The sequence below is a fragment of the Nakamurella antarctica genome, assembly GCF_003860405.1.
Classification (GTDB): Bacteria; Actinomycetota; Actinomycetes; order Mycobacteriales; family Nakamurellaceae; genus Nakamurella; species Nakamurella antarctica.
The window spans coordinates 2,548,672-2,572,272 of sequence record NZ_CP034170.1 but is presented as its reverse complement, the minus strand read 5'-3'; the positions used below and the strand labels follow the sequence as shown (position 1 = coordinate 2,572,272).

21 protein-coding genes are annotated in these 23,601 nt (G+C 63.4%); 16 read left to right on the top strand and 5 right to left on the bottom strand.

Going from position 1 to position 23,601, the window contains the following annotated elements; translation table 11 throughout:
- Positions 1 to 86 precede the first annotated feature (86 nt).
- Genes alr through tsaE form a run of 3 tightly spaced genes read left to right on the top strand, consistent with a single transcriptional unit; the run spans position 87 to position 3,119 of the window.
- Positions 87 to 1,409 (top strand): alanine racemase, encoded by a 1,323-nt coding sequence (gene alr / locus EH165_RS11440; protein ID WP_124799565.1) that lies wholly within the window; start codon positions 87 to 89, stop codon positions 1,407 to 1,409.
- Positions 1,406 to 2,665: an alpha/beta fold hydrolase gene (locus EH165_RS11435; protein WP_124799564.1), complete on the top strand. Its 1,260-nt coding sequence runs from the start codon at positions 1,406 to 1,408 to the stop codon at positions 2,663 to 2,665. The genes alr and EH165_RS11435 overlap by 4 nt, the downstream gene beginning before the upstream one ends.
- The gene (gene tsaE / locus EH165_RS11430) at positions 2,658 to 3,119 is read left to right on the top strand and encodes a tRNA (adenosine(37)-N6)-threonylcarbamoyltransferase complex ATPase subunit type 1 TsaE (RefSeq protein WP_124799563.1); all 462 of its coding nucleotides are present in this window, start codon (positions 2,658 to 2,660) and stop codon (positions 3,117 to 3,119) included. The genes EH165_RS11435 and tsaE overlap by 8 nt, the downstream gene beginning before the upstream one ends.
- 11 nt (positions 3,120 to 3,130) lie before the next feature.
- Here tsaE and EH165_RS11425 read toward each other — a convergent pair whose 3' ends face one another.
- Entirely contained in the window at positions 3,131 to 4,168 is a 1,038-nt protein-coding gene (locus EH165_RS11425) for a LacI family DNA-binding transcriptional regulator (protein WP_124799562.1), read from the bottom strand.
- A gap of 237 nt (positions 4,169 to 4,405) precedes the next feature.
- Between EH165_RS11425 and tsaB the strand changes: the two genes are divergently transcribed.
- The 10 genes from tsaB to EH165_RS11370 all read left to right on the top strand — a co-directional run bounded on the left by tsaB (position 4,406) and on the right by EH165_RS11370 (position 16,041).
- The gene (tsaB, locus tag EH165_RS11420; protein WP_164479208.1) at positions 4,406 to 5,113 is read left to right on the top strand and encodes a tRNA (adenosine(37)-N6)-threonylcarbamoyltransferase complex dimerization subunit type 1 TsaB; all 708 of its coding nucleotides are present in this window, start codon (positions 4,406 to 4,408) and stop codon (positions 5,111 to 5,113) included.
- A 65-nt stretch (positions 5,114 to 5,178) separates the two neighbouring features.
- The gene (gene rimI / locus EH165_RS11415) at positions 5,179 to 5,604 is read left to right on the top strand and encodes a ribosomal protein S18-alanine N-acetyltransferase (protein WP_239020552.1); all 426 of its coding nucleotides are present in this window, start codon (positions 5,179 to 5,181) and stop codon (positions 5,602 to 5,604) included.
- Entirely contained in the window at positions 5,601 to 6,680 is a 1,080-nt protein-coding gene (gene tsaD, locus EH165_RS11410) for a tRNA (adenosine(37)-N6)-threonylcarbamoyltransferase complex transferase subunit TsaD (RefSeq protein WP_239020551.1), read from the top strand. The genes rimI and tsaD overlap by 4 nt, the downstream gene beginning before the upstream one ends.
- Before the next feature lie 427 nt (positions 6,681 to 7,107).
- Positions 7,108 to 7,407 (top strand): co-chaperone GroES, encoded by a 300-nt coding sequence (groES, locus tag EH165_RS11405; RefSeq protein WP_124799560.1) that lies wholly within the window; start codon positions 7,108 to 7,110, stop codon positions 7,405 to 7,407.
- A 184-nt stretch (positions 7,408 to 7,591) separates the two neighbouring features.
- Positions 7,592 to 9,214, top strand: a complete 1,623-nt coding sequence (groL, locus tag EH165_RS11400) for a chaperonin GroEL (RefSeq protein ID WP_124799559.1) — start codon at positions 7,592 to 7,594, stop codon at positions 9,212 to 9,214.
- A gap of 1,017 nt (positions 9,215 to 10,231) precedes the next feature.
- The gene (locus EH165_RS11395; RefSeq protein WP_124799558.1) at positions 10,232 to 10,828 is read left to right on the top strand and encodes a LuxR C-terminal-related transcriptional regulator; all 597 of its coding nucleotides are present in this window, start codon (positions 10,232 to 10,234) and stop codon (positions 10,826 to 10,828) included.
- A gap of 218 nt (positions 10,829 to 11,046) precedes the next feature.
- Positions 11,047 to 11,634: a sigma-70 family RNA polymerase sigma factor gene (locus EH165_RS11390; RefSeq protein ID WP_124799557.1), complete on the top strand. Its 588-nt coding sequence runs from the start codon at positions 11,047 to 11,049 to the stop codon at positions 11,632 to 11,634.
- Positions 11,634 to 13,022, top strand: a complete 1,389-nt coding sequence (locus tag EH165_RS15480) for a hypothetical protein (protein WP_164479207.1) — start codon at positions 11,634 to 11,636, stop codon at positions 13,020 to 13,022. The genes EH165_RS11390 and EH165_RS15480 overlap by 1 nt, the downstream gene beginning before the upstream one ends.
- A gap of 304 nt (positions 13,023 to 13,326) precedes the next feature.
- On the top strand, positions 13,327 to 14,790 hold the full coding sequence (guaB, locus tag EH165_RS11375) for an IMP dehydrogenase (protein WP_239020788.1): 1,464 nt from the start codon (positions 13,327 to 13,329) through the stop codon (positions 14,788 to 14,790).
- Between the two features lie 111 nt (positions 14,791 to 14,901).
- Positions 14,902 to 16,041 carry a GuaB3 family IMP dehydrogenase-related protein gene (locus EH165_RS11370; protein WP_124799553.1) on the top strand — a complete coding sequence of 380 codons (1,140 nt, stop codon included), beginning with the start codon at positions 14,902 to 14,904 and terminating at the stop codon, positions 16,039 to 16,041.
- Between the two features lie 31 nt (positions 16,042 to 16,072).
- On the opposite strand, the gene EH165_RS11365 is transcribed toward EH165_RS11370, so the two are convergent.
- Positions 16,073 to 17,182 carry a magnesium transporter CorA family protein gene (locus EH165_RS11365; protein WP_124799552.1) on the bottom strand — a complete coding sequence of 370 codons (1,110 nt, stop codon included), beginning with the start codon at positions 17,180 to 17,182 and terminating at the stop codon, positions 16,073 to 16,075.
- A gap of 33 nt (positions 17,183 to 17,215) precedes the next feature.
- Entirely contained in the window at positions 17,216 to 17,497 is a 282-nt protein-coding gene (locus EH165_RS11360) for a DUF4031 domain-containing protein (protein ID WP_124799551.1), read from the bottom strand.
- A 128-nt stretch (positions 17,498 to 17,625) separates the two neighbouring features.
- Here EH165_RS11360 and EH165_RS11355 point away from each other — a divergent pair, with 128 nt between their 5' ends.
- Both EH165_RS11355 and guaA read left to right on the top strand, forming a co-directional pair.
- Positions 17,626 to 18,516: an Fpg/Nei family DNA glycosylase gene (locus EH165_RS11355; protein ID WP_124799550.1), complete on the top strand. Its 891-nt coding sequence runs from the start codon at positions 17,626 to 17,628 to the stop codon at positions 18,514 to 18,516.
- Positions 18,517 to 18,710: 194 nt separating this feature from the next.
- Positions 18,711 to 20,246, top strand: coding sequence for a glutamine-hydrolyzing GMP synthase (guaA, locus tag EH165_RS11350; RefSeq protein ID WP_241864236.1), 1,536 nt, complete (start codon positions 18,711 to 18,713; stop codon positions 20,244 to 20,246).
- Positions 20,247 to 20,331: 85 nt separating this feature from the next.
- On the opposite strand, the gene EH165_RS11345 is transcribed toward guaA, so the two are convergent.
- Positions 20,332 to 20,595 (bottom strand): hypothetical protein, encoded by a 264-nt coding sequence (locus tag EH165_RS11345; RefSeq protein WP_124799548.1) that lies wholly within the window; start codon positions 20,593 to 20,595, stop codon positions 20,332 to 20,334.
- Positions 20,588 to 22,018 (bottom strand): PspC domain-containing protein, encoded by a 1,431-nt coding sequence (locus EH165_RS11340; RefSeq protein ID WP_124799547.1) that lies wholly within the window; start codon positions 22,016 to 22,018, stop codon positions 20,588 to 20,590. The genes EH165_RS11345 and EH165_RS11340 overlap by 8 nt, the downstream gene beginning before the upstream one ends.
- A 111-nt stretch (positions 22,019 to 22,129) precedes the next feature.
- Here EH165_RS11340 and EH165_RS11335 point away from each other — a divergent pair, with 111 nt between their 5' ends.
- Positions 22,130 to 23,551, top strand: coding sequence for an ATP-binding protein (locus EH165_RS11335; RefSeq protein WP_239020549.1), 1,422 nt, complete (start codon positions 22,130 to 22,132; stop codon positions 23,549 to 23,551).
- Positions 23,552 to 23,601 lie beyond the last annotated feature (50 nt).

The following is a 23,601-nucleotide window of genomic DNA, read 5'->3' as shown; positions in this document are numbered from 1 at the left end:
TGTGTGGCTCGCGCTAGTGACGGTGGTCCAGCGGCGGCGCTGCGATCGTGTTTGGCTGCCGCTAGTAATCGTGTTTGGATCACAGCATGACCAGCGCGCGCACTCCCACCACCTCCCTGGGCGCTGCTTCCCTGGGCGCTGCTCCCCTGGGCGCTGCTTCCTTGGGCGCTGCTTCCTTGGGCGCTGCTTCTCTGGGCGCCACTTCTCTGGGCGCCACTTCTCTGGGCGCTGCTTCTCTGGGCGCCACTTCTCTGGGCGCCACCGTTGCGCGCGTGGACGTTGGCGCTATTGCGGCCAACGTGGCGTTGCTCCGCGAAGGAGTCCAAGTGGCGGGCCAACCCCCGCGAGCGTTGATGGCGATAGTGAAAGCTAACGGGTACGGGCATGGCGCCGTCGCCGCCGCGATCGCAGCGCTTGCCGGCGGCGCCGACTGGATCGGTGTCGCGCTCCCGCAGGAGGCCGTTGCGTTGCGCGCGGCCGGAATCACAGCGCCACTGCTGTGCTGGCTCTGGGCTCCCACGTCCGACATCGCCCAGGCGCTGGCAGCGGACGTGACAGTGGGGGTCTCGTCTCTCGAGCAACTCACCGCCGTCCTCGCCGCCGATGCCGGTAACGGGAAACCTGCGCACATCCACCTCAAGATGGATTCCGGGTTGGGGCGCGGTGGCGCCAGCCGCTGGCAGTGGACCGATCTGGTCGCGGCCGCCGCCGCGGCGGAAAACCGCGGTGCAGTGCGGGTAACGGGTGTGATGTCGCATCTGGGCAGCGCCGAAGTGCTGGACGACCCCAGCGTCGCCGAGCAGCTTGAGATCTTTCGCAACGCCGTCCGGGTGGCCCATACCGCTGGCCTAGAACCCGAGCACGTGCACCTGGCAAACTCGGCTGCCACTCTCATGCTTCCCGAGACGTATTTCACGATGGTGCGATGCGGGCTCGCCATCTTCGGACTCGACCCGCTCGATCCGCACGGGAAATCGGGCCGCCACGGCCTGAAACCCGCGATGTCGTTACGAGCGCCACTCGCCTTGACAAAGAAAGTGCCTACAGGGCATGGGGTTTCGTACAACTTCATCTTCCGCACGCCGCGGGAGACGGTCTTGGCATTGGTACCGCTCGGCTATGGCGATGGCATCCCGCGAGCGGCGAGCGGCCACGCCGAGGTCTGGATCGGCGGCCGGAGGTACCCGGTGGTGGGCCAGATTGCGATGGACCAGATGGTGATCGATCTGGGGCCGGATCCGGACCCGGCTCTGGTGCCGGGGACTGAAGTGGTGATCTTCGGTAGCGGAGATAGGGGCGAACCCACTGCGCAGGATTGGGCGGATGCCGCGGGCACTATCGACTATGAAATTGTTACCAGGATCAGTGCGCGGGTCGGCCGCGAATACGTCGGTCAGGATCCGCGATGAGCGTGGTTAGTAGAGCCCTTGGCGCTGGCGGAGTGGTTCTCGGGGTGGTAGGAGCCGCGGCTCTCGGCGGGATCACTGCCCAGCGCGCCGCAATGAAGAAATACCGTGCCGTCACGTTGGAAGCTGCGGACCAATTCGATGCTCTCCCGGTCGACAGGTCCTACTCCGTTCTCGCCGAAGACGGCGCGTTACTCCACGTCGAGGAGACCGGCCCGGCCGACGCACCACTGACCGTGGTGTTCGCGCACGGTTGGGCGCTGCGGTTGGGCGCGTGGCACTTCCAGCGGCTGGGCCTTGCCGGCCCGGACTTCGGGGCGACGCCTGGGATCGCGGCCGCGGGGATAGCTGCGGTGAAAGGTGTAGCGGAGAAAAGCACAGCGGCGAAAGGTTTAGCGGAGAAAAGCACAGCGTCGAAAAGTATGGCGTCGAAAAGTATGGCGTCGAAAAGTGTTGCGGGCAAAAGTGCTGGGGGCACGTCTGCATCACGGGCCCCGCAGGTGCGGATGGTGTTCTATGACCACCGATCACACGGGCTTTCGGGCAAATCCAAAATCCAGCACCCGACCATGACGGACTTGGCCGCTGATCTTGCTGCGGTCATCGCCACTTGCGCGCCCACCGGACCGTTGGTATTGGTGGGCCACTCGATGGGCGGGATGGCGCTGCTCGCCCTCGCGGGTATTAACCCTGGCCTCTTTCGAGATCGGGTGGTGGGGGTGGGTTTGCTCTGTACCTCAGTCTCGGAGCGCCCGAATCCACAGATCAAGCGCGAGTTTTTGCACAGCTCTAACGCGTTGGTGCGGGTGGTGGCCGCGACAGCCGTCCGATACCCAGGCCTCCTTGAGCGGGGGCGTGCGTCCACTCGCGACGCTGTCTGGCTCCTCACGCGGGCGATAGGTTTCGCGCGCAAGGACGTTTCGGGCGCACTGGTTGACTACCTCGATGACATGTTGACCGGCACGTCTATTCAGGTCATCGCGGATTTTGTGCCTGCAATTGTGTCGCACGACCAGATCGCCTCGCTCGCTCATGTGGTGGGGATTCCGGTCCTGGTGCTCGCAGGGGATGCGGACCGCATTACGCCTGCGCAGCAATCGGTGTTTATCGCCAACGCGTTGCCCGATGCGGAGCTGGTAATAGTGGAGCGCGCCGGACATTTGGCGCCGTTGGAAGCTCCAGAGGAAACCAACGACGCGCTCCGGAGGTTGCTACACCGATCAATGGACCTCGCCGCGATAAGGACTAAAAGTGCTTGACCTGAAACTGAACTCGGCCGAAGACACCGACGCTTTTGGTCGCAGACTTGGCGCGCTACTCCACGCCGGCGACGTCGTCATCCTGTCCGGAAGTTTAGGGGCCGGCAAGACCGCCATGACGAAAGGGATCGCGGCGGGGATGGGTGTCATCGGGCTCGTCACGTCACCCACGTTCGTCATCGCGCGTGTGCACCCGGCCGGCGAGGAAGGACGTCCGGGCCTGGTTCACGTTGATGCGTATCGGCTTTCGGGTCCGTTGGAGCTTGACGACCTGGATTTGGACAGCGACTTGGAGCGGGCCGCAGTGGTGGTCGAATGGGGTGAGGGAGTCGCCGAACGCCTCGCTGGGGACCACTTGGTGGTGACGTTGGAGCGGCTTCCGGACGATACTCGGCGCGCCCAGCTGCGCGGCGTGGGGCAATTCTGGGAACAACGGCTCGCGCAACTGAGCTGACGGCTCTTTTTTTAGCCGGCCAGCCCAGGGGTACTTGCCCGGACGACGACTTCACCTTCGACGCTCTCCACGACAGGTTCGGTCACGTCCACTGAACCCGAGGTGGAAATCGCAAGCGCCAGCGCGCGGCGACCCATCTGCTCCAGCGGCAATCGAACCGTCGTCAAGCTGGGCTGAATATCGCGCAGCACCGGAATGTCGCCGAAGCCGGCGATGGCCATATCGGTGGGTACCGAGAGTCTCTGGTCGCGCAGCGCCGCCATCGCGCCGACGGCCATCATGTCCGTGACGGCGAAAACGCAGTCGACATCGATGTCTCGCTCGAGCAGCTCCGTCATCGCGGTGTAGCCGCCCTTTCGCGTCATTTCGCTACTCAGAACGTTCTCCTCCGGGAGCGCACGGCCGTTGTCCGCCAGTCCCTGTCGGAACCCGGCGAGGCGATCTTGTGAGGTCAATAGCTCCTCGGGGCCAGCCAGAACCGCGAAGCGCCGGTATCCCTGCGACCAAAGGACACGGGCTAGATGCGCTGCCCCGCCGAAGTTGTCGACGGCGATCGTGTCGGTGTGAAGTTGTGGCTGACCGATCACCACGACGCTTCCGCCGCCGCCGCGCATCGCTGCAACCTCTTCCTCCAACCACCGTTGGGCACTGGATTCGACGAACCGGGAGCCAGCCAGGATGATCGCGCTTACCCGCAGCTGGCGGAGCATCTCGACGTGGCGCACCTCGGCGTCGGCGTCGGTGCCGGTGGTGGCAATGCTCACTGGGATACCCTTCTCGCGGGCTGCAGCGAGCACCCCGGAGGCAATGGTGGCAGCGACGGGGTCGGCAATATCGTGCACAACCATGCCGATGGTGAACCGGCGCCCGCGCATGGCCTGCGCGTTAGCGTTGGGCGAGTAATTCAGCTCCAGCGCCGCGGCGTGGACTCTGGCTCGTAGGTCCACACCGACGGTGCGGCCGTGCCCCTCGGCGAGGGCGCGACTGGCGGTAGCGAGCGAAACCCCCGCCAGCAGAGCAACATCGGCCAGTGTCGCGTGCTGGGCCATCTGCGTTCTCCTGCCTGACGGGATGTGTGAGGTGATCCGGGTGCTCCGCCTGTCGCCCGATGTGTGGTGGGGTCAGTTTCGCACTATTTGACCCATCCGAAACGCGCCGCATCGCGGTGCCTCAGAAACTCTCAGCGCAGGGCGTTACGTACGACCAGTGCCCGGTGAAGAAAAATGGCCGCAGCATGCTGCCCGCGCGGTCAGAGTGCGCTGGCAGCGCACCATAAGATTGTTCTCGTGCTTGCGCTCGCGATGGATACCTCGACGCCCCTGATAACGCTCACCTTGGCTGAGATCGACGCACCGCCTGAACCCACCGCTGAAGCCGCTGAAGTCCGCTTTCTGGGACATGCAGAGCTGGACAACGCTTTTGCCCATGCGGAGCAACTCATCCCCCTGGCAAAACAGTGTCTGGCCGAAGCGAGCGTCACTCTCGCAGATCTTGGCGCGATCGTCGTGGGCATCGGACCGGGGCCGTTCACAGGATTGCGGGTAGGGATCGCCACTGGCACCGCGTTGGGGGACGGCCTCGGTATCGGGGTCTACGGCGTGCCGTCGCACCGCGGTTTAGCTGTTGACGGACCGGCGGGCGACTTTTTAGTTGTTACCGACGCTCGGCGCAAAGAGGTGTTCCTCACAGTGTTCCATCCAGGTGGCACCGCCTTGTTCGGCCCGGTCTCGGTGACCCCCGCCGCCGTGCCGCAGTTGCTCGCCGATAACGACGTACACCCAGAATTCATCGTTGGTCCGGGAGCGGGACTGCTGGAACCCTTCTGCGATTTGCCGGTGCACGTACCCACCAGGGACCTCGGTTTTGGTCTGATCACCGCGGTCGCCGCAGACATTGCTGCGGGCCGCACGCCCGGCCCGCTGACCCCGCTGTACTTGCGGCGTCCGGATGCCACCGAGCCCTCGGGTAAGCGGAAGTCGGTATTGGGCAGATGAGTGCGGGCCAAGTGACGCACAGCCCTTCCAGCCCAACAGGACTCGACCTAAAGCGGGGGTGTGCGGTGTTGGAACCGATGCGCTGGTGGGACATCGAACAGGTCACGCACCTGGAAGAAGTGCTGTTCCCCGCCGACTCTCCGTGGACTGCTGCAATGTTCTGGTCCGAATTGGCTCAGGGCCACCACTACGTAGTCGCCCGCGAGGGGGAGCGCGTCCTGGGCTACGCCGGCCTGGCGCGAAGTGTCGATCTAGCCGAGGTGCAGACCATTGGGGTGCATCCGTCATATCAGGGTCGCGGTTTGGGCCGAAACATGATGGACAACCTGCTCGAAGCGGCCGCGGGCTTGCCCGTGATGCTCGAGGTGCGCACCGACAACACCGCCGCGATTGCATTGTATGAGTCCTTAGGGTTCGTTCGACTTTCGCTGCGCCGCAACTACTATCAGCCCAGCGGCGCTGATGCCTACACGATGGAGAGAAAAGCGTGACTGCATCCGCAGACCTGGTCACCCTCGGCCCAGGCGCCGTCATTCTGGGTCTTGAGTCCTCTTGTGACGAGACTGGGGCTGGCCTTGTCCGGCTCACCGAGGACGGCGTCGAGCTGTTGGGCCAGGAGTTGGCCTCATCCCAGGACGAACACGCGCGGTTCGGCGGTGTGGTCCCCGAGATCGCCTCGCGGGCCCACCTCGAGGCGATGACCGCCACGGTGCACGGTGCGTTTACCAAGGCGGGGGTGCCCTTTGGTGCTGTCGACGCCATCGCCGTCACCTCGGGTCCCGGTTTGGCTGGTGCACTTCTGGTCGGGGTGGCCGCGGCCAAGGCCTATGCCGCAGCCTGGGGTGTGCCGCTCTTCGGCGTCAACCACCTTGCCGGCCACGTAGCCGCCGACACGCTCGAACACGGCCCGCTCCCGTCGGACACGTTGGCCCTGCTCGTTTCTGGCGGCCACACACAACTGCTGCACGTGCAGAGTCTGGCTGGGCAGATCACCGAAGTGGGTACAACGATTGACGACGCTGCGGGTGAGGCCTACGACAAGGTCGCTCGACTCCTCGGCTTGGGGTACCCCGGCGGACCCGTCATCGACAAGCTAGCCGCCACCGGCGATCCAAAAGCCATAGCGTTTCCACGCGGACTCACCGGAGGGCGCGACAACGGGTACAACTTCTCGTTCTCTGGACTCAAAACCGCAGTGGCCCGCTGGGTCGAACAGGCCGAACGGGACGGGCGCGAGCTGCCCATCAACGATATTTGCGCGTCGTTCCAGGAAGCCGTGGTGGACGTCCTGACGGCCAAAATGGTGCGCGCAGCCACAGACCTGAAGCTGTCGACGGTAGTGATAGCCGGCGGTGTCGCAGCCAATGGGCGGCTCCGAGCGCTGGCCGCTGAGCGCTGCGAGGCAGCGGGCCTGACCCTGCGGATTCCACGGCCAGGGTTGTGCACGGACAACGGCGCGATGATCGCCGCCGTCGGCGCGCACGTGGTGCGGGCCGGGGCCTTCCCGTCGTCGGGCACGCTGTCGGGAAACCCGGGGATGCTGGTGTCGCAGGTGCTCGCGGGCTGATTGTTGGTGGCTTCGCTCGGTTCTGGCCGGGGAATATCGCTTCGTGCGATCGGTTTGGGTTCGCGCGATCGCTATTGGGGTCGCGCCAACATAACTGGATCGCACGAAGCACCGGGGAGGGCGGGATGGCGCACGCGAAGCACCGGGGAGGGTGGGATGGCGCGCACGAAGCACCGGGGAGGGCGGGATGGCGCACGCGAAGACCCGGGGAGAGCGGGATGGCGCGCACGAAGTGCGCGAATCACCCGCCCGGGCACTCATCACAGCCTGCCCACGGCCCTCCAGTTGAGAACTGGCACTCTCATGGCTAGAGTGCTAGTTGAACAACTCGCATCGACTCCGGAACCCGCGACGACGGGGTCAGCGTGAGCGGTTCTGCACACCAAGACAATCTATTGAAGAGTCGATCCCCAGAAGGGGGAACACCGTGGCGAGCGTGAACATCCAGCCGCTCGAGGACAAGATCCTCGTACAGGCCAACCAGGCCGAGACGACAACCGCATCGGGCATCGTCATCCCTGATACAGCCAAGGAAAAGCCGCAAGAGGGCACCGTCCTCGCAGTGGGCCCCGGCCGTATCGATGACAACGGCAACCGCGTCCCCTTGGACGTAGCCGAAGGCGACACCGTCATTTACTCCAAGTACGGCGGAACCGAAGTTAAGTACAGCGGCCAGGATTACCTGATCCTGTCTGCCCGCGACGTGCTGGCCAAGGTCACCAAGTGATGTGCGGCGGTGTTGCTTGCTAAGCGAGATTGATCTCGCAGCCGGCCACCCCGCCGCCTGAGCATCTGCGCCCCGGCGGTCTAATCCTTTAGGCCGCTGGGGCGTTGCTTGTTTCACCAGCTGCCCCCGGCAGCGTGAGTTGTGTCCCAATAAATTGTGATGACTGAAGAAGGACAAACGCCCCATGGCGAAGCAGATCAACTTCGATACCGAGGCGCGCAAGGCTTTGCAGCGCGGTGTCGACAAGCTAGCTGATGCGGTCAAGGTAACCCTTGGGCCGCGCGGCCGTTATGTAGTTCTGGATAAGAAGTTCGGCGGCCCCACCGTCACTAATGACGGCGTCACCATCGCCCGCGATATCGAGCTCGACGACGCGCAGGAGAACCTCGGCGCTCAGTTGGCCAAGACTGCGGCCACCAAGACCAATGACGTCGCGGGTGACGGAACCACCACCGCTACCGTGTTGGCCCAGGCATTTGTTGCCGAAGGCCTGAAGAATGTCACCGCAGGCGCGGACCCCCTAGCCCTGCGCAACGGAATCTCGGCCGCGGCCGCCAAGGTCAGCGAAATCCTGACCGGCTGGGCCACCCCGGTTGCCGGCGACCAGGCGGCTATCGCGCAGGTCGGCACCATTGCTTCGCGTGACGAAGAAATCGGTGCGCTCTTGGGCGAGGCCCTCACCAAAGTCGGCGGCGACGGCGTCGTAACGGTGGAGGAGCACTCGGGCCTGGGCACCTTGCTCGAGTACACCGACGGTGTTCAGTTCGACAAGGGGTACATCTCCCCGCACTTCGTCACCGATGCCGAGGCCAGCGAAGCAGTGTTGGAAAATGCCGCTGTGTTGCTGGTTCGGGAAAAGATCAGCGCACTTGCTGACCTGTTGCCGTTGCTCGAGAAGGTCGTTGCGGAGAAGAAGCCGCTGTTGATCATCGCCGAAGATGTTGATGGCGAAGCACTCTCGACTCTCATCGTCAACGCGGTTCGCAAGTCGATCGAAGTTGTTGCTGTCAAGGCACCGTTCTTCGGTGACCGTCGCAAGGCTTTCATGCAGGACTTGGCGATCGTTCTCGGCGCCGAAGTGGTGTCCGCGGAAGTGGGCCTCAAGCTCTCTGAGGTCGGGCTGGATGTTCTCGGTAAAGTGCGCCGCGTCGTTGTCACCAAGGACGCGACCACCATCGTTGATGGCGGCGGCGACCCCGCTGCTGTCCTCGCGCGCGCTGCGCAGATCCGCAGCGAGATCGAGAAAACCGATTCCGAGTGGGACCGCGAGAAGCTGCAAGAGCGGCTCGCGAAGTTGTCCGGCGGCGTTGCTGTGATCAAGGTCGGCGCTGCCACTGAGACCGAGGTCAAGGAACGCAAGCACCGGATCGAAGACGCAGTCGCAGCCACCAAGGCTGCGGTCGCCGAAGGCATCATTGCCGGTGGTGGTTCCGCACTGGTGCACGCTGCCAAGGAGTTGGAAGGCGGCATCGGCCTCACCGGCGACGAAGCACTCGGAGTGCAGATTGTGCGCCGTGCGCTGTCCGCACCCGCCTACTGGATTGCTGCCAACGGTGGCGCCGAAGGTTCCGTTGTTGTCGGCAAAATCTCCGAGCTCGGTTTGGGCCACGGTTACAACGCTGCGACCGAAGAGTACGGCGACCTGATCGCAGCCGGCGTCATCGACCCGGTCAAGGTCACACGCTCCGCCGTGGTCAACGCCGCGTCTATCGCTGGCATGTTGCTGACGACGGCGACGACGATCGTGGACATCAAAGAAGTAGAGCCGGCAGCTGCTGGTGGCGGACACGCAGGTCATAACCACTAGTAAGTTCGCTGCTTCTTATCTGCAGCGAAGTTGTGTGTGGCAGTGACGCTGTGTGTAGCAGTGCAGAGGCGGGGCTTGGCCGTGAGGCTGGGCCTCGCCTCTGTCTGTTTCTCTCCTCGTCGGAGCGCATTTCTCACAAGCGCGCGTCCTGCCTACGGCCGGTAGATGGGGCTGGGAGCAGCCACAGATAACGACAGAGTTGCGGCGCAGTGCTTAAAAGGAGGGACACACGCGTGGTTGGCCCTCTGTTGCGCAAGGTGCGTGATCTGAACAGGTTGCGCAACAAGGCCCGTCGAATCCTCAAGGACTGCATGTGATGGGAAAAACCACAGGTCATCATTCTGATGGGTGACCAGTTGTGCCAATGACGGCAGGCAGTCGGTAGGGAGCGCTGGGGGTATTTGAGGGTCTCTGTGCGGCTAAGTCCTCCGCAATTGCTGCGCTGTAGGGGCAGATGCCACTACCGTGCGCAAGTTTGGGCGCGGTGTCTACGATCCACACACCTGCGGAGGCGTCTTCACTAATTTGGGGACCGGGTACGCGACCCCAAGCCAACGCAACAGGGCGGGATTGGCTCAAGTCATGCCATCGGGTGACGAAACGCGGATCGCTAAGGAGTGACAGTGTCCCGAAGTTGGGCTACCATCCATGCATGTCCTCCGCCCGAGCCAGAGAGTGTGCAAAATTTTCTGCTCCCCCTTACGAGGAATCGAAGCTGAGGCACACCTACGGTGATGATTCGCTGTCGGATGAATCAGACGTTACTCGTATGGATGAATCGTCAGGACTTTGTGGTCCTCGCTACGAGCGGTTCAGCAGTCACCGCCGACCGGCAATCACCTCCCGCGGAGCAGGAGTAACACCATGAATCAAAATTCGACGGGGTATGCCACCGCAGCCGTCACATCAGCCGTTACGTCAAACATGGGTAGTGCGGCGCCCAGATCTACGCTCACCGTATTTAGTGCCATTTCACCTTCCACTGTCCCTGCCCCTGCCCCCAGAGAGAAGTCCTCTGTGACCAGCGTTTTAATCTGTGACGAGCGACGAAGTGCCCGCGATGGACTTACCCGGGTCATGAACGCAATCCCATCGGTAGGCACGATCGACTGTGTCGCCGACGGGGACGAATTGCTCGCTCGATATGGCCGCGAGAGCGCCGACATCGTTCTCATCGGGACGCAGCGCGCTTTGACCGGCGGGATCGAGGCGACACGGCGACTGCTGGCGGTGCACCCGAACGGCGTGGTCATCGTTTTCGGGTCTCCCGACGACACGGCATCGATTGCGGCTGCGATCGCCTGCGGTGCGCGTGGATTCCTCCGTTGGGACGCGACGCAGCCGGAGATTATCTCCGCGCTTGCCGACACAGTGTCCTCTCATCGGCTGCCGTCTCCCCGGTCAGCCGAGGACGGCCATGTCAACTTGACCGAGCGCGAGCTGCAGGTGCTGCGCGGTATGAGCCAGGGGCAGTCCAATGGCGAAATCGGGCGCGAACTGTTTCTCTCCGAAGACACCGTGAAGACCCACGCGCGACGTCTGTTCCGCAAACTGGGTGCGCGCGATCGCGCCCAGGCGGTGGCGATTGGATTCCGTCGGGGGCTCGTGGCCTAGGGCAGCCTGGATGCAGCGGCCGAATTGCCTGACAAGGTTCACCGCATGAGCGCCCCCTGCTTCGCTAGAACCCGAGGCGCACGCGTGGCCCAGGGAGCTGGGCAGGCGGGGGAATCTATCGCAAAGCGTCACAGTGGTCTGGGCAAAAGTGCCTTGTGGGTGAACCGGCACTCCGGCTTTTCGCCCAGCCGGGTGTAACGGGAGCGTGCTCTGAAACGATGGACCAAATAGAGGACGACTTCGATGCGGTCCTCGACCGTGCGATCGGTGGTGACACCGGGGCGTTGGGCGAGTTGCTGGCACGTATCCACCCGATGGTGGTGCGTTACTGCAGATCACGTTTGTCCGATGGCCACCGTTCCCTCTCGACCGCTGATGATGTTGCCCAGGAGGTGTGTATGGCCGTGCTCACCGCGCTGCCGAAGTACCGCCGAGAGGGCCGGCCATTTCTGGCCTTCGTGTACGGTATCGCCGGAAACAAGGTCGTTGATGCGCACCGCAGTGCCAGTCGTTCGCGGAGCCACCCGGTTGCCGAAGTTCCAGATGTCGTCTCTGAGGACGCCGATCCCGAGGAGCTGGCGATGAAGGGAGCGGTGACGACGCGGATGCTCCAGTTGCTGGACCAGCTCCCCAGTAACCAACGCGAAATTCTCAGCCTGCGAATCGGTGCCGGTCTCACCGCCGAGGAGACTGCTGAGGCGCTTTCCACCACGCCAGGTGCTGTCCGTGTGGCGCAGCACCGCGCGCTGGCAAAACTGCGCAGCATTCTTGAGGCCGATGCCGGTTTGACGCAGGAGCTTCTCTGATGGGCATCTTCTCGCGTTTCGCCAAAGACGCCCCCATCGACATCGCCGCCGTCCACGCTGACGACGCATTTATCGATCAGCTCAGCCAGGCCGTTGAGCAACCTTCAGTCGTACAAGCGCCCCATTCGCAGAGTGGCCGCGGGAGAGAGGGCGACCTTTTCGACCTCTCAGTATCCGCGCACCCAGTTCGCCCCGTGAACACGCGGATCCTTGCACCGAACGTCACCAGCACAGATGACGCCACCAGCACAGATGACGTCACCAGCACAGATGACGTCAGGACGCACGACTTCCCTAGCACGCAGGCGCGGAGTAAAGCCGACGCCGAGTTACGGGCGTTGTTAAGCGCGTGGCAGGGCGAAATCAACGAGGTGGCGTTGCCCGCTCCGATCGCGCTAGCCGAAGCTGGCCGGTTGGTTCTCTCCGCGCCGAATCCGAGAAGTCCGCTCCGGCCCGTGATGGCGATAGCGGCGGCAATCTTTGCATTGCTGCTGGGCTCTGCCGCGATTGGCGCGCGGGATGCCGCGCCGGGAGATGCGCTCTGGCCGGTCACCCAATTGATCTGGAACGACCGTGCGGACTCCGTGGTCGCGGGCAGGGATGCTCGCGAGGGCATTGATGTCGCGAATGCGGCAATTTCGGCTGGGCACCCCGAGGATGCTGTCGTGGCGCTGGAGGCCGTTACCGTCATCCTTCCGAAGGTGCAAGAAAAGGACGGGAAGCAGACGCTGCAGTCCGATTACAACCGGGCCTCTGCCGCGCTTCAAGCAATGACGACCGGTGGTCCACTGGCGGGAGGCGTCTCAACCGGGGCTGGATCGAAGCCAGCAGGCACTCCCTTATCAGACAGCGGGCCGGCGAGCGGTTCCTCCCCGTTCTCCGGAACGAGCTCGGATTCAGCGCAGGCAACTCCTTCGCTGAGCAGCACCCAGCAGACGGCCACACCGCCATCCGGCACGACGCCAAACTTGCCGCTTGCGACGTCTGTGCCCACCACCTCGGCTACGACTATTGCGCCATCACCCACTACTTCGAACCCGACGACGTCGACCACCACCAGCCCGACTACGGCTGACTCGACAACGACCTCGACCACTACCAGCCCCACTACGACGTCAACCCCTACGACACCGCCTACTACGACATCTCCTGCTACTTCATCAAATACAACGTCATCAAATTCAACGTCACCAACTGCAACGTCACCAACTGCAACGTCACCAATTACTGCCAACCCGAGCACGTCCGCCTCGTCCACGACTACATCGACGCAGCCCACCACTACGGGCCCCACCACGCCAACCACCACAGATTCAAGTTCTCCGTCTGTGACGGTCGAAGGGGCCTCAGCGGTCTTGACCTCGACCCAGCCCTCGCTAGCTTCTTAATCGGTTTTGGACTCTGTACGCAACCCGGACACTGTGAGCAGTTCGCCCGCGGCCACCCCGAGGGCACGATACCGGCCGCCGGCTGAGCGACCTTCGCACCGTTTATCAGGCCGTCACGGACGTCGCCGGAGCACCGGAACGGACGCACTAGGATTGATGGGTTGGTTCGCTTCGTGAGCGGGCCGAGAACGCTCACCAGACGTGAGCGTGGACGAAAGGCATGTAAATAGTGAGTAACAGCGAGGGTTCCCGGCCAGGCGACTCCGAATTCGGAGAAGCCTACTTCGATAGCAAATTTGCCCTCATTGGGCTCACCTATGACGATGTTCTCCTGCTACCGGATGCCTCGGATTTGGTGCCGAGCGAGGTCGACACCTCCACGCAGCTCACGCGGAATGTACGAATTCAGGTTCCGTTAGTTTCGAGTGCGATGGACACCGTCACCGAGGCTCGGATGGCGATTGCAATGGCTCGGCAGGGCGGGATCGGCGTGCTTCACCGCAACCTTTCGGTCGATGACCAAGCCGCTCAAATCGAAATCGTCAAGCGCTCCGAGGCGGGGATGGTCACTGACCCGATCACCTGCCCACCGGACGCGACGCTGGAATACGCGGACAGCCTTTGCGCGAAGTTCCGAATTTCCGGGGTCCCTGTCACCGACGGGCAGGGGCACCTCGTCGGGATTATCACCAACCGCGACATGCGGTTCGAGATGAACAGGTCCCGCCCGGTCCGCGAAATTATGACACCAATGCCGCTTGTCACCGCTGCGGTCGGTGTCACCGCAGAGGCAGCGCTGGGTCTGCTGCGCAAGCACAAGATCGAAAAGCTCCCACTGGTCGATGCCGACAACAAATTGCGCGGTCTGATCACGGTCAAGGATTACGTCAAGACCGAGCAGTACCCACTCGCCACCAAGGACAACGACGGACGGTTGCTCGTAGCGGCGGCGATCGGCGTCGGCGACGAAGGCTACGCGCGCGCGATGACTCTTGTCGATGCGGGCATCGACGTCATCATGGTGGACACGGCGCACGGACACTCCCAACGGGTGCTGGAAATGGTGGCCCGACTGCAGGCGGAGGTCGGTCACAGGATCGATATCGTGGGCGGCAATGTTGCAACGCGCGCTGGCGCCCAAGCTTTGGTAGACGCTGGCGCAGATGCGGTGAAGGTCGGAGTCGGGCCCGGATCTATCTGCACCACCAGGGTTGTCACCGGAATTGGCGTCCCGCAGGTGACCGCGATTCATGAGGTGTCCAAGGCCTGTCGGCCAGCGGGCGTCCCCGTCATCGGTGATGGTGGGCTTCAGTTCTCAGGCGACATCGCCAAGGCCATCGCGGTCGGCGCGGACACCGTGATGCTTGGCTCATTGCTGGCTGGTGTGGAGGAATCGCCCGGCGAGTTGATCTTCGTCAACGGCAAGCAGTACAAGTCTTACCGGGGGATGGGTTCGCTCGGCGCGATGCAATCGCGCGGCGACGCGCGTTCCTATTCCAAAGACCGATACTCGCAAGACGACGTACTTTCCGACGACAAGCTGGTGCCCGAAGGTATCGAGGGTCGGGTTCCGTACCGGGGCAAGCTGCAAGATGTGGCCCATCAACTCGTCGGCGGTCTTCGGGGCGCCATGGGGTACACCGGATCCGCGACAATCGCCGAGCTGAAAGAAGCCAAGATGGTGCGAATCACCTCGGCGGGGCTCAAAGAGTCACACCCCCACGACATCACCATTACCTCAGAGGCGCCGAACTACTTCGGCCACTGATGACTGCAACGGTTAGCTGAAAAACCATCTGCTGCACGATGTTTGAGATTTTGGTCAAGCAATATCCAAGAGATGTAACCCAGTAGATCTACCAATGACGAGGAGCCCGCAGTGGCGGACAGCATCGAGATCGGGATGGGCCGCAGTGCTCGCCGCACCTTCACTTTGGACGACGTGTCCCTCGTGCCATCGCGGCGCACCCGCTCCTCTGGCGACGTCTCGACGAGCTGGCAGATTGACGCCTACCGGTTCGGCATCCCGATGTTGACCCACCCCACGGACGCGGTGTCCTCGCCTTCGGTGATCGCCGAGGTCGGTCGACTTGGCGGGCTGGGTGTCCTTGATGCAGAGGGTTTGTGGGCTCGCCATGCGGATCCGGCCGCCCAGATCGCGCAGATCCTGGACGGTGCCAAAGAGGAGGAGTCCGAGGGCGTCATTGACGGCTCGGTGGCCAAACTCCAGGAGCTGTATTCGGCGCCCATCGATCCCGACCTGCTCGCTGAAGTGATTCGTGGAATGAAGAGCACGGGAAACACGGTGGCGGTGCGGGTGTCGCCGCAGCACGCTGCCGCGATGACCCCGCTGGTGGTGGCTGCGGGAATCGACATGCTCGTCATCCAGGGCACGATCGTGTCGGCGCAGCACGTCCAGGACGGCGGCGAAGGCCTCAATCTCAAAAATTTCATCGCTGGTTTGGACGTGCCTGTGATCGTTGGCGCTTGCACGAATTATCAGACGGCCACGCACCTGATGCGGACGGGCGCCGCGGGCGTCATCGTCGGCTATGGCGCTGGCTCGACTACCACCACCGATTCGGTGTTGGGGATTCACGTCCCGATGGCCACAGCGATCGCGGACGCGGCTGCGGCTCGGCGTTCCTACCTGGACGAAACGGGTGGGCGCTACGTGCATGTCATCGCGGATGGCGATATGGCCACGAGCGGCGATGTGGTGAAAGCTATCGCCTGCGGAGCGGACGCCGTGATGCTCGGCGAGCAGTTGACCGCTGCCGATAGCGTGCCGGGCGAGGGTTTCTACTGGGTCAGCGCCGCAGCACATCCCCGACTCCCTCGTGGACACGTCGGGTTTTGTGGCTCCAATGATGTGTCCCTCGAGACGCTTCTCACGGGCCCGGCTTCCGGAACCTTGGGCGATACCAACATCTTTGGCGCGCTCAGCCGGGCGATGGCCAAGACGGGCTACTGCGACCTGAAAGATTTCCAGAAGGTCGGGCTCACCGTCCGGGGCTAAGGCTCGCTAAGGCTCGCCAAGGTCAGGCCGACTAGAGCCAGCCCTTGCGGCGGAAGGCGCTGTAGAGCACGCCAACCGCTCCCACCATGACGAACCCAGCGACAATAAACCCGGTGGTGGTGCCGAAACCGGGGTAGGGGACGTTCATCCCCATGAAGCCTGTGATCAGAGTCGGGACAGCGATCAGTGCCGCCCAACCCGCCAATTTCTTCATCACGGTGTTCAGCGCGAAGTCTGCGAGTGAGAGGTTGGTCTCCACCAGGGATCCCATCACTTCGCGGAGCCCATTAATGCCGTCGCTGGTGTGAGCCACATGCTCGCTGACGTCCGCGAAGCCGCGGGCGGTGTCTGGTGGCAGCATCAGAGCCAACGCATCGTCCGCGCTTTTGCTTTTTGATGCCAGCGCCAAGGAGGACGCGAGATCCATGGTGGGGCCAAGCACTCGGCGCATCGCGGTGAGGGTTCGCCGAAGATGGAAGGTCATTATTTGCTCGTCGCGGGTCAACGGTGTGTCTTGAAAAGTTCGTTCCGAAAGGTTGTCGATGGTGTCGGCGAGGTCGAAAAATATTTGCGAGTAATCGTCCACCACTAAATCCATCAGTTGGTGCAATAGAGCTGCGCCGCTGAGCTTTCGGTCCAATTTTTGCAACCGGGCGCTGAATGCGGCAAGGGGGAAATGATCGTCCGCGATTGTCACCAGCACGGTGGGCGTCATGATCGCGGAAATGGGATAGGTAGACACATCGCCGCTGTCGGAATCGAAGTGTGCTCCACGAGTGATGATGAGCAGACTTTGTATTCCGAGGTCGTACTTGGGCCGCTCATGTTCGGCAAGCAGATCCTCGACGGCCGCTCCGTCGAGTGAGAACCGCGTAGCCAGTTGGTCGATCTCCGCGGCGCAGGCACGCAACAGGTGCACCCAGCGAATGGTATCGCCCGGTTCAGGAGCGTCGCTGAGGAGGTCGGCGAGAATATCGCCGCTGAAGAAGGTTTCGATTCGTTGATTGACCCAGCGGATAGAAGAGACCGCATCGTTCTCGATGACGTGCCGCGGCCGGGTGCTTTGTGGCGGGGCACCAGTGATGCCCGCGTGGTGCGTGACACTGCTCTGCGCAGCAGGGGTCTGGGTGTTTCGATCCATCAGCACATCATCGCCTGTCGAGGTGAGTGCTGGCTATGAGGACGCGGCAAGACGACGTTCCCGTTTTGGTCGCCGGAGCCCGCTCGCACTAAGCCTCGCCACCAGCTCTCGGGAGGTAACGGGCACGGCGCCAGCAGCAATCAGTAACTGGTAGCTCTCACCCGGCACGTCGAAGTGGTCGTGATCGAAGCCGCGGGCCGGGATGCCGTGAGCAGCAGCGAATTCGTGCAATTCTGCATAGCTAACATCGCTCACCAGGTGCGCCCAGAGACGACCGTGTGCGGGCCAGCGCGGTGGATCGATCAGAACAGTCACGCCGACGAGAATAGCCGCCGAATCTGATTGGGGTATTAGTTAAAGAGTGAGAACCGTAATCGCCGACCCGATGCCTGCCATTCACGTTCCGGGCCCCCAAGCCCTCCCTCGTGGAGCGGTCTCGGCGGATGCCTGAGGGGCACAAGATTCACCGGGTCGCGAAGGCGTTCGCAGCCGATTTTGCCCAGGTACCGATAGAGGCGTCTTCACCGCAGGGTCGATTCTCGGCGGGCGCGGAACAAATCACGGGCAAGATGCTCACTGATTCGCGGGCGGTCGGCAAACAGATGTTCCTCACGTTCGGCGACGCGACCGTGCTCCGCGTACACCTGGGCATTTACGGAATGTGGGATTTCGCTGGCGCCATGGCCGGCCCGGTGGAGGTTGACGCCAGGATCGGACGGACCGGGATAAAGCCTCTCGTCGGCGCGGATCAGGATCCGCCGGAACCAATTGGCCAAGTCCGGCTCAGGCTTCTCACCCCCGGACCGGCGTGGCGGATGGCAGACCTACGTGGGCCGAACACCTGCGAGATTCTCGACCCGCAATCTGCCGCAACGGTGATGGCGAAACTGGGACCGGATCCGCTGAGTTACCGGGGCACCCGCGCGCAGGCCGCCGCCGAATTCGCCCGCCGAATCGCGAACCGGTCTGTTCCCATCGCGGCGCTGCTGATGGACCAGTCGGTGGTGGCGGGGATCGGCAATGTTTACCGCGCGGAGATGCTGTTCCGGGCTCGGCTCAATCCGTTTGTGACTGGCCGCGAGCTCAGCGCGGAAGCTGTCGCCGCGTTGTGGGTGGACTGGGTGGGGTTGCTGAAAATTGGCGTCCGGACCGGGAAAATGCTGACGATGGAGGGGATCTCGGCAAAGGCCAAAGCAGCAGCCGTGGCTGACCGGGTTGATCGGCATTGGGTCTACGGGCGCGCTGGCCTGCCTTGCCGGGTGTGTGGAACCGATGTCAGCATGCAGCTGTTAGCTGGCCGCAAGTTGTATTGGTGCCGCGTGTGCCAAGCGTAACGGGCACTCAAGCCCGTTGACGGGCACGTGCGCGGCTGCGGGCGAGGATAGACTTTGCCCTTGCGCGACGAACCATTTCATCGCGTGTGTCAGCAGCGAAAGGCGGACGAGTGTCCGAAGCATCCACGTCCCCGCAATCCGAAGCGTCAGCAGCTGTCAGCGGTCCGGCCTCGCAGACGCAGTCGCACCCAGTTTTGGTGGTCGACTTCGGCGCCCAGTACGCGCAGTTGATCGCGCGGCGGATCCGCGAAGCCAACATCTACTCCGAGATAGTCCCGTCAACGATGTCGCTAGCGGCAATGCTGGCCAAAGAGCCTGCGGCCGTAGTGCTCTCGGGCGGTCCGTCATCGGTGTATGCCGAAGGTGCCCCGCAGATCGACGCCGCCCTCTTCGATGCGGGCGTTCCGGTATTCGGTATTTGCTACGGGTTCCAGGCGATGGCGACCGCCCTCGGTGGCCGCGTTGATCAGACGGGCCGGCGCGAATATGGCGGCACCACCTTGAACGTCACGGGTAAGGATTCACGTCTGTTGCGCGACCTGCCAGACCAGGTCAACGTCTGGATGAGCCACGGAGATTCGGTCGCCGAAGCCCCCGCCGGCTTCACGGTGACAGCGCACACGGTCGACACCCCGATCGCAGCCTTCGAGAATCTGGAACGCAGGTTCGCTGGCGTCCAGTACCACCCCGAGGTGGTGCATTCCGAGCACGGGCAAGAGGTACTAAAACGATTCTTGTACGACGTCGCCGGCTTGGAACCGGGCTGGACTGCAGACTCGATTCTGACCGACCAGATTGACCTGATCCGGGCGCAGATCGGCGACCGCAAAGTGATTTGCGGGCTATCCGGCGGGGTGGACTCGGCGGTTGCTGCCGCAATTGTGCATAAGGCCGTCGGCGATCAGCTGACGTGCGTGTTCGTCGATCACGGGCTGTTGCGCGCGGGTGAGCGCGAGCAGGTACAGCGAGATTACGTCGCGGCCACCGGTATCAAGCTCGTCACCGTCGACGCGCAAGAGCAGTTCCTCACCGCACTTGCTGGCGTCACCGAGCCGGAGGCGAAGCGCAAGATCATCGGCCGTGAGTTCATCCGCAGCTTCGAGAACGCGGCTGCCTCCATAGCGCAGGAAGAAGGCGGCGTCGATTTCCTCGTCCAGGGCACCCTGTACCCGGATGTGGTCGAGTCCGGCGGCGGCACCGGAACAGCGACCATCAAGTCCCATCACAACGTCGGCGGCCTGCCTGACGACCTCAAGTTCGCACTCGTCGAGCCGCTACGCGCATTGTTCAAGGACGAGGTCCGGTTGCTCGGCGCCGAGTTAGGCCTGCCGCCGGAAATCGTTGGTAGGCAACCGTTCCCAGGACCCGGGCTGGGTATCCGCATCATCGGCGAGGTGACGCACGCCCGACTTGAATTGCTTCGCACTGCGGACGCGATCGTCCGCGAGGAGCTAACGGCGGCAGGCCTCGACACAGCAATTTGGCAGTGCCCGGTCGTGTTGCTCGCCGAGGTCCGCTCGGTGGGTGTGCAGGGCGACGGCCGGACGTACGGGCATCCCATCGTGCTGCGGCCGGTCTCCAGCGAGGACGCCATGACGGCCGACTGGTCTCGGATCCCGTACGACCTGCTGGCGAAAATCTCGAACCGGATCACCGGCGAGGTTGCTGACGTCAACCGTGTGGTGCTGGACATTACGAGCAAGCCGCCGGGCACCATCGAATGGGAGTAGGCAGTGTGGGAGTAGGCAGTGTGGGAGTAGGCGGAATGGGAGTAGGCAGTGTGGGAGTGAGCGGTCGCTGAGGCCGGGGGACCTCCTACCGCTTGCCCCTACCGGGCAAGGTCGTCAACACCAGGCCGATTCCCACCACGGCGAGGAGGCCGACCGCTACCCACTTGGTTCCTTGGTTGAGGAGCCACCATGGGTCGCCGGTGATCCCGACTGAGGCGATGCAGGCGAATGCCAGCGCGAAGACAAGCCCGGCAACGCTGACCCCGGCCTTGCGGAAATCAGCGCGTTGGCCGGGCGGGTATTTAGCCTGGGCGCCGGTTCCTGTGGTGGTAGACCAATTCTCAGCCACGGCTTACCTTCAATTCTCCTGCGTTGACCTGGACGGTCAGGTTGATGGTGCCGGTGTAGGTCGGTTTAAGGTCGGTGAAGGTGTAGGCGTTGCGGAGTCCGTCGCGCATTTCGCCGAGGCAATCCATGTCGCCGGCATCGGTGCGGCACTGCACGTTCAGGTTGACACCCGCAGGCAGTGTGACACTGCCGGAACCTGCGCTCACCTTGAGCGAGGTCGTGACTGACTCGCCAGCGGTGAGTGAGATGCCGCTCAAATCGAGCACTCCCTCACCCGCGTTGATCCGGTATTCGGGCTGCAGTTGGCTGCTTTGGCTGATGACCCAGAGCTGGTTTCCGAAACCGGCGGTGCCAGATATGCCGCTCACACTCAGGGCCAAGGTCAGTACCGACAGGAAGATGCCGGGCCCGATCAGCGAGGGTGCACGGCCACGTAGCGACGCGACGAAGAGACCTAACGCCACGACTGCAAGCATTGCCGCCGAGACCACTGCCCACGGCCAAGAGATCCAACCGCCGAGGACGCCCAACGCGCCCACAGCGCCAGTGAGGAGAGCAAAACCTAGGGTCAACCGAGTGATGACGTAGTTTCGGTTTCTGGTTGCGACAGCGGTGGAACTGGCGCCCGTCACGCCGAAGTGATCCGGGCTGTACTGAGTGGAGCCATACGGTCCCACGTCGATGTCGGGCAGGTCCCACGCAAAAGGCGCTGCGCCCAACGGGTCCCATGCCGGTGGCGTTGGGGGAGCGGCTACCTGGGAGACGCCGGGCTGCGCCGTCTTCGTCATCGACACCGGCGTGGGGTTCTCTGAAGGTGTGGCTGGCTGGTCCCACAACGAGGGAGCGTCAAACGGGCTCGCCGGTGCTTCACCGTAGACCCCGCTGGAGTGTGGAGTGCGGCCGTCCTGCGGCTGCTCACCGAACTGCTGCCCACCGAACTGCTGCCCACCGAACTGCTGCCCACCGAACTGCATCCGTTGCTGCCAGTCACTTCCCGGCCGGAACGGCCCCGAGCCGCGCTTGCGGGCGACGTACAAAACCACCCCAGCGGTAATCACCACTGGCCAGAACGGGAGTCCCCACGAGAAGGCGGAGGCGATGCTCGTGAGGCACACGAAGCCCAGTACCAGCGCGAAACCTGTTGAGACAGAGGATTTACCGCGGCCAACGAGCGCCTCAGCGGCGCAGACCTCATCGCCGTCCGCTGCCAACAGCAGCCATCCCGCTGCGTAGGCAAACAGGCCGAAGCCCCCGAAGATGGTGAGCACCACGAATGCGACCCGCAGCAGCACCGGGTCCACGCCGAGGTAGCGACCGACGCCGCCAGCAACCCCGGCGACTTTGCGATCCTCACGGGAGCGGCGGGGCCTACGCGACCACCAATCACTGCCGCCCTGGTTCGTGCCGTTCTGCGTTTCATTCATGGTGATCACTCTGTCGTCCCGCGGCCTTGGCCGCTATCGGGGATCACCCTGGTTTACCCAATCAGGGCGATCCCTGGTGTGCTCGGAGCTGCCACCTGAGACCATCTAGTGGTGAGTCCCTCCCCCGACAACGCGCGTGCAACGGGCGCCGCAGCTCATCCGGGTCCGCATCCAGGTGCAGGACCCACTGCTGCGACGTATCGCGCTGTGCACGGCGGACGCCCGGAGCAGTTCACCGCCGAAGGCATACCGCGTCTCGTTCGCGCTCAGAACGGCCGGGTGATCGGCGGGGTGGCCAAGGGAATCGCCGATCACCTGCGGGTTAATGCAGTGTGGGTACGGGTGGCGTTCGGGGTGCTTGCCGTGTTGGGCGGCGTGGGGGTGCTGGCGTATTCGCTTTTATGGATCTTTGTGCCGCAGGGCAGCGACCTAGTGTCCGGACCCGTAAGCCAGATCAAAGGACGGGAGCCCTCCAGCACCGAACGGCGCCAAGCCGTAGGAATCGCGGCGATCGCCGCTGCGGTTGTTCTGGTTTTCGCCGCCTCCGGGATGGGGACCTCGATCAGTTGGTTGGTAGGTCCGTTGGGTGTCATGGCCATCGGCGGCGCGTTCATCTGGCGGGAAGCGGACGAAAACCGCCGCCAGCGTTGGCGTCGTAGTGCGGCAGGTTTTGTGCGACCCGCCAGGGCGCCACTCTGGCGTGTCGTCGGTGGCGCGAGCTTGGTAGTTGGCGGGCTTGTGCTGTTTTCCATTGGCCAAGTCGACCTGACGGCTGCCCGCAGTGTGCTGGTAGCTGTGGGCCTCACTCTCGTTGGCGTGGCGATCATCTTCATCCCGTGGTGGATGCGACTGGTTCGCGACCTCACCTTCGAGCGTCAACAGTTGATCACCCAGAAAGAGCGAGCAGACATCGCCGCTCACCTGCACGATTCGGTGCTGCAAACGCTTGCGCTGATCCAACGCCAATCCTCAGACAGTCGAGAAGTGTTGCGGCTGGCTCGATCTCAGGAACGAGAGTTGCGTGCCTGGCTGTACGGCCCGGCCGGATACGCGACAGACCCCGACCGGGCGTCGTCGCATCGGCCGCAGATGCTGAGCGACGCTTTGGCGGTCGCAGCAGGCGAGGTCGAGGACACCTACGCGGTGAAGGTTACCCCGGTCGTGGTGGGCGACGTGGCGATGGACCCAGAGGTGGCGGCGGTAGTTGCGGCCGCTCGCGAGGCAATGGTGAACGCGGCCAAACACGCTGGGGGAGTGGACATTAGCGTCTATGCGGAGGTTTTGGACTCGTCGGTTGAAGTCTTTGTCCGCGATAGGGGAATAGGCTTCGACGTATCCAAGGTTGCTGAGGACCGGCATGGACTCGCGGACTCCATTCGGGGCCGGATGACGCGTCACGGTGGCCGGGCGCGGATCACCTCGACACCTGGCGAAGGTACCGAGGTGGAGTTGGTGATGCCGGTTAAGAAACAGTCAGGAGTGCCTTCCGCTGGTGCGGAGCAGGAGGAACCTGAGCAGACCGTGTCGGCATGATGAGCGCAGAGTTGCTCTGTGGCCATGTGAGAAATGAGCACCAAAATGAC